The 11,868-nt window shown below is 36.4% G+C and carries 12 protein-coding genes and 1 other RNA gene; 9 read left to right on the forward strand and 4 right to left on the reverse strand.

Annotated features, from left to right (window positions below):
* Nucleotides 1-17: 17 nt before the first annotated feature.
* From G7081_RS05050 to nth, 3 genes are all read left to right on the forward strand, one after another.
* Nucleotides 18-2,342 carry a cation-translocating P-type ATPase gene (locus tag G7081_RS05050; protein WP_166007870.1) on the forward strand — a complete coding sequence of 775 codons (2,325 nt, stop codon included), beginning with the start codon at nucleotides 18-20 and terminating at the stop codon, nucleotides 2,340-2,342.
* Nucleotides 2,343-2,433: 91 nt separating this feature from the next.
* Entirely contained in the window at nucleotides 2,434-3,144 is a 711-nt protein-coding gene (locus G7081_RS05055; protein WP_166007871.1) for a DnaD domain-containing protein, read from the forward strand.
* A gap of 17 nt (nucleotides 3,145-3,161) precedes the next feature.
* On the forward strand, nucleotides 3,162-3,812 hold the full coding sequence (gene nth / locus G7081_RS05060) for an endonuclease III (RefSeq protein WP_166007872.1): 651 nt from the start codon (nucleotides 3,162-3,164) through the stop codon (nucleotides 3,810-3,812).
* A 52-nt stretch (nucleotides 3,813-3,864) separates the two neighbouring features.
* Here the strand turns inward: nth and G7081_RS05065 are convergent, their stop codons facing one another.
* A complete protein-coding gene (locus tag G7081_RS05065) occupies nucleotides 3,865-6,183 on the reverse strand; it encodes a PBP1A family penicillin-binding protein (protein WP_166007873.1) in 2,319 nt (772 codons plus the stop codon).
* Entirely contained in the window at nucleotides 6,176-6,802 is a 627-nt protein-coding gene (recU, locus tag G7081_RS05070; protein WP_166007874.1) for a Holliday junction resolvase RecU, read from the reverse strand. The genes G7081_RS05065 and recU overlap by 8 nt, the downstream gene beginning before the upstream one ends.
* Before the next feature lie 69 nt (nucleotides 6,803-6,871).
* Between recU and G7081_RS05075 the strand changes: the two genes are divergently transcribed.
* The 5 genes from G7081_RS05075 (at nucleotide 6,872) to hemH (ending at nucleotide 10,633) form a co-directional block, all read left to right on the forward strand.
* The gene (locus G7081_RS05075) at nucleotides 6,872-7,420 is read left to right on the forward strand and encodes an SLOG family protein (protein WP_166007875.1); all 549 of its coding nucleotides are present in this window, start codon (nucleotides 6,872-6,874) and stop codon (nucleotides 7,418-7,420) included.
* A gap of 97 nt (nucleotides 7,421-7,517) precedes the next feature.
* Complete coding sequence (gpsB, locus tag G7081_RS05080; protein ID WP_166007876.1) at nucleotides 7,518-7,985, forward strand: cell division regulator GpsB; 468 nt, start codon at nucleotides 7,518-7,520, stop codon at nucleotides 7,983-7,985.
* Nucleotides 7,986-8,004: 19 nt separating this feature from the next.
* Nucleotides 8,005-8,372: RNase P RNA component class B (gene rnpB / locus G7081_RS05085), an RNA gene on the forward strand.
* A 78-nt stretch (nucleotides 8,373-8,450) separates the two neighbouring features.
* Nucleotides 8,451-9,605: a THUMP domain-containing class I SAM-dependent RNA methyltransferase gene (locus tag G7081_RS05090; protein WP_166007877.1), complete on the forward strand. Its 1,155-nt coding sequence runs from the start codon at nucleotides 8,451-8,453 to the stop codon at nucleotides 9,603-9,605.
* An 83-nt stretch (nucleotides 9,606-9,688) separates the two neighbouring features.
* Nucleotides 9,689-10,633, forward strand: a complete 945-nt coding sequence (gene hemH / locus G7081_RS05095; protein ID WP_202982283.1) for a ferrochelatase — start codon at nucleotides 9,689-9,691, stop codon at nucleotides 10,631-10,633.
* A gap of 11 nt (nucleotides 10,634-10,644) precedes the next feature.
* Here the strand turns inward: hemH and G7081_RS05100 are convergent, their stop codons facing one another.
* Nucleotides 10,645-11,061, reverse strand: a complete 417-nt coding sequence (locus G7081_RS05100) for a ribonuclease HI family protein (protein WP_166007879.1) — start codon at nucleotides 11,059-11,061, stop codon at nucleotides 10,645-10,647.
* A gap of 83 nt (nucleotides 11,062-11,144) precedes the next feature.
* On the opposite strand from G7081_RS05100, the gene G7081_RS05105 reads away from it, so the two are divergent.
* Nucleotides 11,145-11,564, forward strand: a complete 420-nt coding sequence (locus G7081_RS05105) for an EbsA family protein (RefSeq protein WP_166007880.1) — start codon at nucleotides 11,145-11,147, stop codon at nucleotides 11,562-11,564.
* A 29-nt stretch (nucleotides 11,565-11,593) separates the two neighbouring features.
* On the opposite strand, the gene G7081_RS05110 is transcribed toward G7081_RS05105, so the two are convergent.
* Nucleotides 11,594-11,797, reverse strand: coding sequence for a cold-shock protein (locus G7081_RS05110; protein ID WP_166007881.1), 204 nt, complete (start codon nucleotides 11,795-11,797; stop codon nucleotides 11,594-11,596).
* Nucleotides 11,798-11,868 lie beyond the last annotated feature (71 nt).

Consider the following 11,868-nt stretch of genomic DNA (forward strand, 5'->3'; position numbering starts at 1 on the left):
AAAGAGGAAGTTAGTTAATGGAGAATTTCTTAGAGAATAATAAAGGTCTTTCAACAACAGATGTTCACCAAAAACAAGTACAAGGATTACAAAATAATTATGATGATAACGTGGCAAAGTCTACGAAGGATATTTTTAAGGATAATTTGCTAACCTTATTTAACTTCTTAAATGTGATGATTGCTGTCTGTTTAATCTTTGTTGGAGCATTTAGTAACTTAGCTTTTATACTGATTATTTTAATTAATGTTGTTATTGGGATTTATCAAGAGATTCATGCGCGAAATATGGTGGCGAAGTTATCAATTGTATCTCGTGAACAGGCGACGGTTATCCGTGATGGGCAAGAGCAAGTGATTGATGCGACCGAGTTGGTATTAGGTGATCTTGTTAAATTAAATGCAGGCGAACAAATACAATCTGACATGCGTGTTCTTTTCGGACGTGCTGAGGCAAATGAATCACTATTAACAGGTGAATCCGATTTAATTGAAAAAGAAGAGGGGGCTGACCTATTGTCAGGTAGCTTCCTATCAAGTGGACAAGTCTATGCTGAAGTCATTCATGTTGGTAAAGATAACTATGCCACTAAAATTGCGGAAGAAGCGAAAGTTCATAAACCAATCAATTCCGAATTAGTTAACTCAATTCGTAAAGTTTCTAAATTTACAAGTTATATTATTATTCCGTTGGGATTAATTTTATTAGCAGAAGGATTGTTTATTCGTGGTGATTCTCCTAAAGTAGCTGTTGTAGCATCAGCTGCGGCGCTACTTGGTATGTTACCAAAGGGTTTAGTTCTTTTAATTAGTATCGCTTTAGCAACAGCTGTGACAAAATTAGCTAAGAAACGTATTTTAGTACAAGATATGTATGCTGTTGAAACCTTAGCTCATGTTGATATGATTTGTTTAGATAAAACAGGAACAATCACAGAAGGTAAAATGAAAGTGGCTGAAGCTACTATTTTATCGCCAGAGCATGAGGTAGAAGTCGAAGCGATTCTAGGAAGTTACTTACACGAATCAACAGATAACAACATCACCATGCAAGCGATTCGCGAAGCCTATGAAGAAAGTACGAACTATCAAGCTATTGATGATTTAGCCTTTTCATCTGAACGTAAATGGGGAGCGATTAAGTTTGAAGGTTTAGGAACAGTTATTTTAGGGGCACCGGAACGTTTAGTTTCAGAAGATAAGTTACCAGAACAAGTGAAACGCGGACAAGAAGAAGGATTCCGTGTTTTGATGTTAGCTCTAACACAAGCAGAAGTCATGGAATCTGAAACTCTGTCAGAGGTAGTTCCTTTGATGGTCTTTGAAATCGATGATCCGATCCGTCAAAATGCAGATGAAACATTAGCTTACTTAAAATCCGAAGGGGTGGCTATTAAAGTTATCTCTGGTGATAATCCAGTGACCGTTTCCAATATCGCAAGACGTGCAGGACTTGAAGGGTATGAAAACTATCTAGATATGTCTGGTTTAGAAACTGAATCAGAAGTTCGGGCAGCAGTGGCTAACTACACCGTTTTTGGCCGAGTATCGCCAAAACAAAAACAAATTTTAGTGAATGAGTTGCAATCACTAGGACATACCGTTGCTATGACGGGGGATGGGGTAAATGATGTTCTTGCTTTACGTGAAGCGGATTGTAGTATCGCTATGGCTGAAGGTGATAGTGCCACACGCCAAATCGCTAACTTAGTCTTATTAGACTCTGACTTTACAACCTTACCTGATGTCTTATTTGAAGGACGCCGAGTAGTTAATAATGTAACCAAAGTAGCCAGTGTCTTCTTTATTAAGACCATCTACTCGTTCATTTTATCAATCATTTGTATGATATCGGCATTAGCATTTCCATTCGTACCGATTCAAATCACCTTACTTGATTTAGCTATCGAGGGCTATCCAGCGTTCTTCCTATCATTTGAATCGGATAAACGACAAGTACATGGTAAGTTTTTACCTACAGTTTTGAAAAACGCTCTTCCTAACGCTTTACTAGTTATTATGAATATTGTGGCGGTTTATGGCTTAGCAAAAGTGATGAATTTTAGTCAGTTAGAATCAACGACATTAATGTATTATCTATTAATTGGCGTCAGCTTATTAGCAGTCATTAAAGCTTGTTTACCATTAAATCCACTACGAGTTTTCTTAATTGTAACAACCGTTGTTGGTATTTATGTAGCAGCGATGTTATTCCATAAGATTTTATTTATTGGCTTATTAACGGCTAAGACTTTGCCTATTTTTATTGCCTTAATGATTATCACGATTATCCTTCGTTTAATTATTACAGCTAGTTTAAAAAAACAACAGGTTAAAAAATAAAGACTACATTTTGTAGTCTTTTTCTTTTTCAAATAACTGTATTTATTTTTAAAAATTGCTATACTAGATGAGAGAAAGCGAGTTGAGACAAATGTTAGATTTAACAACTTATTTAAAAGCCGGTGAGACTAGTGTCTCAAATTTAGTATTAACTCATTACCGTTCGTTAGGTATGTCAGATCAAGAGTTAATCTTATATTTAAAATTAGTTCAATACCAACAACAAGGTGTATTATTTCCAGATTTAATGGTGATTTCACAGCAAATGGGATACCAACCTGAAGATATTTTCCAAATGCTTCAAGGGTTAATTGATAAAGAAATAATCAAATTAATAACAACTAAAAATGATCAAGGGCAAACAACCGACGCCTATGATTTAACAGGGCTGTTCAGCAAGATTGATAAGTTACAGCAGGCAACACATAAGAAAGAAACACAATTATCAGTTGAATTTCAAAGTCGTGAATTATACCAAGTTTTCGAACAAGAATTTGGACGTCCTTTATCTCCAATAGAGTTAGAAACAATCGGGCTATGGTTAAAGGAAGATCAATATGAGCCAGAAATCATCCGTTTGGCATTGCGTGAAGCGGTTTTAAACCAAGCCTACAGTTTAAAATACATTGATCGTATTTTATTAAGCTGGGAACGTAAAAATTTAAAATCAAAAGAACAAATTATTGCGGATCAACAAAAACGCAAAAAAAGTCTAGCTGATGACGAACGTCAACAAACAAATCAACCAGGGCAAGACTTGCCTAAAGTACCATTGTATAACTGGTTAGATCCCAAAGCATAAAAGAAAAGAGTGATCTGATGTTATCGAAAGAAAAAACGTTAGAAGTTGTTAATATCATGGCGGAAATGTTTCCCGAAGCGGAATGTGAATTAACTCATCGTAATCCTTTTGAGTTAGTCATCGCAGTCGCTTTGAGTGCTCAAGCAACCGACGTCTCGGTTAATAAAGTAACTCCTGCCTTATTTGAAAAATATCCGACCCCAGAAGCGTTTGTCCAAGCTCCTTTAGAAGATATTATGAATATGATTAAAACTATTGGCTTGTATCGAAATAAAGCAAAGAATATTAAAGCTTGCTGCCAAATGCTCATCGAGGACTTTGGCGGTGAAGTGCCACAAACGAGAGAAGAATTAGTCAAATTACCAGGAGTTGGTCGTAAAACAGCTAACGTCGTATTGGGTGATGCCTTCAATGTCCCAGCGATTGCTGTTGATACACATGTGGAACGAGTGTCTAAACGATTGAGAATTGTAAAACAAAAAGCAACCGTTTTAGAAGTAGAAGAAGCATTGATGAAAAAAATACCGAAAGATATGTGGGTCAAAACCCATCATCGGATGATTTTCTTTGGTCGCTATCACTGTATAGCGCGTCAGCCAAAATGTGAAACTTGCCCTGTATTTGATTACTGCCAAGAAGGTAAAAGTAGATTATTAAAACAAAAATAAAAAGCACTCGCAATTGCGAGTGCTTTTTTATTTTTAGATTCGACATTTAAGGTCAGGTGCTACTGTTTTCCCCGCCACCATTGGAAGGGCCGGTGGTTTCTGGTGGAGTACTACTTGTTTCTTCTGTAATAGGGGGAGTTGTAGTTCCCTCTGTCGGAGGAGACGTAGTTCCTTCTGTCGGAGGTGTAGGTCTCTCAGTAGTAGGAGGTGTTGGTTTCGGTTCTGTAGGTTTTGGTTTTGTTTCTTTGTCCCTATCTTTGTCTTTGTCTTTGTCCTTATCTTTGTCTTTATCTTTATCTTTATCTTTATCTTTATCTTCGTCATCTTTATCTTTATCTTCTTTTGTTTCGTTTTGTGCTATATTTCCTTGGTCATTGGTATGGTTTTTAACATATAACTCATTCCCAATTCTAACAACATCGTCTGGCATGCTCCAGTCTGGAGTGTCAATGCCGTTAGATAGGTATAACATTAAGTTGCGATAGATTTCAGCGGCTAACCATTGGTCTTGCACACCGATAGCGTGGTTATATTGTTGGTAACCAGTCCAAACAGAAATAACAAAGTTACGACTGTAGCCAACAAAACTAATATCAGGCACACCTTTATAGGCGTCGCCAACAACTTTATCTAAGAAATCATCTGGATAGTTAGAAGTTCCTGTTTTACCAGCATGGGCGAAACCAGGAATGTTAGCGCGTGTACCAGTTCCACGAATAAGAACATCTTTAAGCATATCGGTAATCATATAAGCAGTTGATTCTTTCATTGCTCGTTTACCTTTATCACCAAATTCTGTTTCTTTACCATCAGGAGTGATGATTTTATCAACGTAAGATGGTTTATAATAAGTGCCGCCATTTGCAAAGGCGCCATAGGCAGCTGCCATTTGTAATGAAGAAGGGGCACCCGTAATAGCGTTTGATAAGAAGGGGCCTTCGTCGTATTCAATTCCTAAGCCTTTTAAGAATTCAGCTGATTTGTCTAAGCCAACAGCATCTAAGGTACGGATGGCAGGGACGTTACGAGAATCAACTAAGGCTTCACGCATTGAAATGTTTCCGCGGAAGCGTTTATCGTAGTTGTTTACTGCAGTTGTTGTACCTGGGTAAGTATAAGGAGTATCCGGTGTGATTTTAGCAGTACTATAATTCAAGTATTCGATTGCTGGGGCGTAGTCAGTGATTGGTTTGACAGTTGAACCGAAGTCACGCTCAGCAGTAACAGCTAAGTTGTTATTCATTTGAGTATCTTCTGGCACTTTACGTCCACCTAGTTGAGCAATAACTTTACCAGTATCTGGATCAGTAATTGATACAGCTGTTTGGAAATCATCACTTGGGAAGGCGATTTGTTCATCACTATTAACTAAATCATATAAATATTTTTGTGCATCCATATTGATATTAGTGTAAATGTCTAATCCATCAGTATAAATGTTATAGTCAGACTCTTTTTCCACTTCTTCGATGACTTGTTTAATGTAGTTATCAATCACTTTGTTTTGTTCTTTATTTTCAAGTTCTGTGTTTAATTCATGATCAATTGGTTCAGCGACAGCTTCATCATATTGTTCTTTAGTAATTTTTTTATCTTTGTGCATTTCTGATAAAACTAAATCACGACGAGTTTTTGCTTGTTCCGGTTGATGAATTGGATCGTATGCGTTAGGAGCTTGAGGAATACCTGCAAGTAAAGCCGTTTGAGCAATTGTTAACTCTTTAAGAGGTTTACCGAAGTAACCTTGAGCAGCAGTTTCCATGCCATATAAGCTATTACCCATAAAGACTTTATTAATGTATAGGGTAATGATTTCATCTTTTGATAGTTTACGCTCTAATTGTAAAGACATCCAAGCTTCTTGGATTTTACGTTTGTAGTTTTGGTCTTTTGATGTAGTCGAGAAGAACGATAGTTTAATTAACTGCTGAGTCAGTGTACTACCACCTTGCATGCCCCCGGATTTTAAGTTTGAGACAGCTGCACCCATAATTCGAATAGGGTCAACACCCATATGTTTTTTAAAACGTTTATCTTCAATTGACATAATTGCTTCTTTAATAGAGTCAGGTGTCTCTTCGACAGATAAACTTTCCCGCTTTTCTTCACCAACTTCATAAATGACGTTTTTTCCAGTGTCAAAGAGTTGTGAGGAACGAGGCGCATTTAGTTCTTTCATATTTAGGTCAGGTCCGTTTTTAATGACACCAAATGCAAAGACAACGACAGTGATGCCTAATACCAGGAATAATCCAATCAAAGTTAAGACTATTTTTTTCAGTTTAGAAAGAAAACCACCTTTTTTCTTTTTTTTGTTTGGCGATTTCTTTGGGACCACTTTTTTAGTGGTTGGTTGTTTGGTTTTACTCATTGATCGAATCTCCTTTTATCATAGTTGTCAAACTTTCTAAGTAGGGAATAGTTGGTGCAATCCCAATTTTTAATTCTTCTGCTTTTTGTTCAAAATCAGTTAAAGGAATAGATTTTCGCTGATCTGACTGTGAATCCCAATAGTCTAAAAGTATGTCTGCTGGAAGCATAAAACATCGTTTTAAACTAGAAAACCAAATTAATACAAAAATGACGCCTTGTTGTTTTAAACAGTGACGCATATGTTCCATTTGGTGATGATGAAAGTTATTTAAAGGGAAAGAGGTCTTATTTTTAGTCTCTTTCGCTTCGAAATCAAGATAATGACCTTGATAAATACCATTATAGTCAGTTGTAGACGCTTCTTTGAAATAGGCTTCAGTAATAACTGCAGCACTTCGGTTTGGATAATTCACTTTTACAATCTGAACTGGAGTAGGCTTTTTGTGAATAACAGCTAACCCTTTTTCACGATAATATAAATTAGATGAATTAATCATTTCTTCAAAGCTCATACCACGATTCCGGTGGCTATGACTTAGTGTTGGTTTTACTTGCTTTTTTAGAGAATTCCCGCCATGATTAGAAGGAGTTCTTCCATTTGGGTATTTGATTGTCATGGTGTTCACGCTCCTAGGGAATATTATAACAAAAAAGCCTAGATAATGGAAAGTTTAGGAGGGTTAAAAATGAAAACAATCTATCTGACAGGCTACCGTAGTTTTGAACTCGGTGTCTTTCAAGAGAATGACCCTAAAATTAGAATTATTAAGAAAGTTTTAAAAATGCAATTGGAACAGCGTTTAGAAGAGGGATTAGAGTGGTTGTTGTTGTCAGGAAACCTTGGAATAGAAGAATGGGCCTTTGATGTAGCGCAGGAATTAAAGATAGAGTATCCCGATTTTTCTATTGGTTTAATCTTTCCTTTTGAAGGGTTTGGTGAACAATGGAATGAAAAGAACCAAGGTAAGTTGATAGCGATGAAAAGCAAAGCGGACTATGTTGACTCGGTTTCGCATAAACCGTACGACAATCCCCAACAGCTGCGAAACCATACACAGTTTCTTTTAACACATTCTGATGGTTGCTTATTGATTTATGATGAAGAGTACGAAGGAAAGAGTCAATATTTTCTAAATGATGCCAATAAATTTGTTGAAAAATCAGATAAGGATAAGGAATTTACTATCTTCCAAATTACCATGGATGACCTACAACATTCCCAAGACTTTGAATGATATTTAATTGATTTTAACCTAGGTTTTCGGTACAATGAATAAAGAATAGATTTATACTATGAAAATTTATTGAAAAATTATAGATGAGGTGCTTAAAATGGCGATTAATTACGATGCAAGAGAGATTTTACAAAAAGAATTCACATCAAAAATGCGTGGCTATAACCCAGTTGAAGTTGACGAGTTTTTAGATGGCGTTATTAAAGACTACGAAACATTCACACGTGAGTTATTATCTTTACGTGAAGAAAACCAACGTTTAAAAGCTAAAGTTGAACAAATGACGAAAAGCCAAGAAACGTTATCACGTATTAAACAAGAACCTGTAACCCCAACAGCTTCAGCAACTAACTTTGATATTTTAAAACGTTTATCAAGTTTAGAAAAAGAAGTGTTTGGTAAAAAATTAACAGCTGAAGAAGTTGTTGAAGAAGTAACTGAAATCCCTGTCTTTGAAGAAGCAACTGAAGAAGTTGTTGAAGCGACTCAAGCAGAAGATAAATTTTCAGATACAATGACTGTTAAAGCGATTCATGAAGATTTAGAACAAACAAGAACATTTTAATTAATTGATTGTATTTGTAGTTTTTGGGTAATCGCAGGCGAGTTTACTCGTTTGAGGAAAGTCCATGCTCGCACAAGCTGCGATGCTTGTAGTGTTCGTGCTTAGCGAAAAAATAAGCTAAGGTACCTGCTTGTCAGGTAACGGCAGATAAAACTCCTAAGGTTTCGGCTATGGGGGAGTAGTCTTGAAAGTGCCACAGTGACGAAGTAACATTAGAAATGGTGTTAGTGGAACGCGGTAAACCCCTCGAGCGAGCAACCCAAACTTTGGTAGGGGCATTCTTTTTGAGGAATTGAACAAGAAAAGGAACAGTTTTACTGTAGACAGATGATTATCGTTGGAACTTTCTTTCCTGAGAGGTTTCAATACAGAACATGGCTTATAGAAAACTACAATTAATCAGGATTTCCTTCCGTAACTGGAAGGCTTTTTTTTCGAATAATACCCTGAAAGGGAGTTAATAATATGAAACAATTTAAACTAATTGCCACAGCTGCCAGTGGTATGGAAGCGCTGGTTGGTCAAGAATTAAGAGATTTAGGGATTGAATGCCAGGTTGAAAATGGGAAAGCGATTTTTCATGGCGATCTTGAAACAATTGCGACAGCAAACTTATGGTTAAGAACCGCTGACCGTATCAAAATCGTGGTTGGTGAATTTAAAGCGGTGACCTTTGAAGAGCTGTTTGAACAAACTAAGGCCTTACCATGGGAAGATATTTTACCAATGGATGCTGAGTTTCCAGTAGCAGGAAAATCAATCAAATCAACGTTATTTAGTATTTCTGATTGCCAAGCCATTACTAAAAAAGCGATTGTTAGTCGCTTAAGTGAGGTTTATCACCGTTATGGCCGTCTACCAGAAACAGGAGCTAAATTCCCGTTAGAAGTAGCTTTGTTAAAAGATCAAGTGACGATTACTTTAGACACGACAGGACCAAGTTTGTTTAAACGTGGTTACCGTGTTGAAAAAGGGGGAGCGCCATTAAAAGAAAATATGGCTGCGGCCTTAGTGATGTTAACTAATTGGCGTAAAGACCGTCCTTTTTATGACCCCGTTTGCGGATCAGGGACAATTTGTATTGAAGCTGCTTTAATTGGCCACAATATTGCACCAGGCTTCAACCGAGATTTCCTATGTGAAGATTGGGACTGGGTTGATGGTGATATCTTTGATAAGGTCAGAACAGAAGCCGATGAGAAGGCAGACTATGATATTGAATTAGATATTATGGGATCTGATATTGATGGTAAGATGATTCAGATTGCACAAGATAATGCTGCTGAAATCGGCTTAGGTGATTCCATTCAATTTAAACAAATGCAATTAAAAGATTTTACCACTGAAAAAGAATATGGTGTGATTGTTGCCAATCCGCCATATGGTGAACGTTTAGGTGAAGAAGAATCAGTTCAACGCTTATACCGTGAAATGGGAGAGACATATCGTCCATTAAAAACATGGAGTAAGTATATCCTAACTAGTGATTTAACTTTTGAAACGCATTATAAAGCGAAAGCAACAAAAAAACGTAAACTATACAATGGTGCGTTAAGAACAGATTTATTCCAATACTGGGGAACTCGTCCACCGAGAGAACCAAGGGAAGTGCAAGAATAAAAAGAACTGACTGAGTCAGTTCTTTTTTGTTTGGTATTGAGAATTATTATCAATAGGTTTATGATGTGATAGAAAGGAAGATGATGATGAAAAAAGGAATTTTAATTGCTAATATTGGGACGCCAGAAAAACCTGAAAAAAAAGAAGTTAAACGCTATTTAGCAAAGTTTTTAGGTGATCATCGTGTGATTGATACACCTCGTTGGAAATGGTTACCAATCTTACATGGCATTATTTTAAATACACGACCTAAAAAGTCAGCCGCTTTATATAAAGAAATTTGGACAGCTGAAGGGTCGCCATTAGAAATCTATACAAAGGCACAGGCAGAAGGGTTACAAGGATTACTATCAGATAGTGTAGTACGTTATGGTATGGCATATAGTGAGCCAACAATCAGCCAAAGCTTAACAGAAATGGCAGAAATGGGCGTAGATGATGTGACAATTATTCCGTTGTACCCACAGTATTCAACTACGACAACTGCTTCGATTAACGATGCTGTCTTCAAGCATTATTTACAATCAGAAGACATGCCACATTTACATTTTGTTAGAGAATTTACTGACCATCCTGGTTACATTAAATTGTTAGCAGATCAAATTCGCCAAGGAATTTCGGAGCATCAACCTGATGAGTTAATTTTGTCTTACCATGGAATTCCAGTGAGTTATGTTGAAAAAGGTGACCCGTACCAAGCGCAGTGTCAAGCAACGACAGATGCTTTGATGGCAGAACTTCAGTTAGAAACACCTTGGAGAATGTGCTATCAATCTAAATTTGGTCCAGCTGAATGGTTGACACCCGCATTGGATAAAACTTTAATGGCATTGCCTAAAGAAGGGGTCAAAAAAGTATTGGTCATTACCCCAGGTTTTGTATCAGATTGTATTGAAACAATTGAAGAAATTGAAAGTGAGAATAAAGAATACTTTATGGAAAATGGTGGAGTGGAGTTTAACTATATTCACCCTTTTAATGACTCACCAGAATTTTTTGAATTACTAAAAGAATTAGCAACAAATTAAAAAGAAGCCGCTTAGGCTTCTTTTTCTATTTTATGTAGCGCTTTTTGTAAACCTTGACGGGCAAGGTTGTCAGCGCCTTTATTTTGTCTTTCAGGGATCCACTGAATAATAATCAAATCAAATTTTGGGATAAGTTGTTGAATCCGTTTTAAATAAGGCTTAAACGTCTCATTTTGAGTGAAGTTTTTATCGATGGTTTCGCAGACAACTTTACTATCACTGTAGACAAAGGTTGTTTGGTCATTCAGTCCACGCTCAATTGCTTCCGTCAAACCGGCTTCCATTGCTACAAATTCTGCTTGGTGGTTGGACATGTCAGAGAGGGGGTAATTGAGTTGCAAGTAATGGTTACCATCAATTAATTGAATGCCAATGCCACTTGGTCCTGGGTTTCCTTTAGTTGATGCATCAACGTAAATCTTAAGCATGAAACGAACTCCTTATCTATCAGTGAGACTTTTTTGAAATTATGGTATTATAGAAACAATGTTACATTACTAGAGGGGTTTCTATGAAAGAAAAACTAATAAAGAAAGCATACCGTTGGCAGCCTGAGATTGCAACTAGTTTAATCTATTGGTCGTTGACATTTACTTTGTTTTTTATTGCCTTAATTGTGCAATTAGAATTAATTAAACTGAATATATATTCTATTTTAATTGGTTTAGTATTTATTTTTTTTGTTTGGCTTGGTTTAAGACGAATCATTGTCATAGAAGATAATGATTTAATTATTAAAACTATTTTGAAAAAAAATGAACGCAAGATTCCAGTGCAATCGATTAAAGAATTGTCAGTTGGCACCTACGGTCTAACGATAGAACAAGAGTTATTAAATGAATCACTGTTGATGACACCTAAAACATTAGACATGTTTATAAGGGATGTCAAAGCTCATGAACAGTTTAAAGGTATAGTTAAAGGAATTTAAAAAGCGTTGGCATTTGCCAGCGCTTTTTTTTAATCGATAACAGTTACATTTGTTGCTTGAGGACCTCGCAGAGCATCTTTAATTTCAAATGAAACAACTTGATTTTCTTTTAGGGTTTTAAAACCATCGGAAACGATTCCGGTAAAGTGAACGAATATTTCTTCAGTTTCATTATACGTAATAAAGCCATAGCCTTTTTGTGCATCAAACCATTTAACTGTTCCATTCGTCATCTTCATTTCCCCCAGTTAGTCATAATTGAATACCCTTTCATTATAGGGAATAAAGTGTCTAAGGTCAATTT

This window comes from Vagococcus coleopterorum (assembly GCF_011303955.1).
In the GTDB taxonomy this organism is placed as follows: Bacteria; Bacillota; Bacilli; order Lactobacillales; family Vagococcaceae; genus Vagococcus_D; species Vagococcus_D coleopterorum.

Bases quoted from the DNA above. Each gene is read 5' to 3' on its own strand.
- hemH (WP_202982283.1), top strand. From the start codon at position 9,689: ATGATGAAAAAAGGAATTTTAATTGCTAATATTGGGACGCCAGAAAAA.
- G7081_RS05065 (WP_166007873.1), bottom strand. From the start codon at position 6,183: ATGAGTAAAACCAAACAACCAACCACTAAAAAAGTGGTCCCAAAGAAA.
- G7081_RS05075 (WP_166007875.1), top strand. From the start codon at position 6,872: ATGAAAACAATCTATCTGACAGGCTACCGTAGTTTTGAACTCGGTGTC.
- G7081_RS05090 (WP_166007877.1), top strand. From the start codon at position 8,451: ATGAAACAATTTAAACTAATTGCCACAGCTGCCAGTGGTATGGAAGCG.
- G7081_RS05050 (WP_166007870.1), top strand. From the start codon at position 18: ATGGAGAATTTCTTAGAGAATAATAAAGGTCTTTCAACAACAGATGTT.
- G7081_RS05100 (WP_166007879.1), bottom strand. From the start codon at position 11,061: ATGCTTAAGATTTACGTTGATGCATCAACTAAAGGAAACCCAGGACCA.
- G7081_RS05055 (WP_166007871.1), top strand. From the start codon at position 2,434: ATGTTAGATTTAACAACTTATTTAAAAGCCGGTGAGACTAGTGTCTCA.
- gpsB (WP_166007876.1), top strand. From the start codon at position 7,518: ATGGCGATTAATTACGATGCAAGAGAGATTTTACAAAAAGAATTCACA.
- recU (WP_166007874.1), bottom strand. From the start codon at position 6,802: ATGACAATCAAATACCCAAATGGAAGAACTCCTTCTAATCATGGCGGG.
- G7081_RS05110 (WP_166007881.1), bottom strand. From the start codon at position 11,797: ATGACGAATGGAACAGTTAAATGGTTTGATGCACAAAAAGGCTATGGC.
- nth (WP_166007872.1), top strand. From the start codon at position 3,162: ATGTTATCGAAAGAAAAAACGTTAGAAGTTGTTAATATCATGGCGGAA.
- G7081_RS05105 (WP_166007880.1), top strand. From the start codon at position 11,145: ATGAAAGAAAAACTAATAAAGAAAGCATACCGTTGGCAGCCTGAGATT.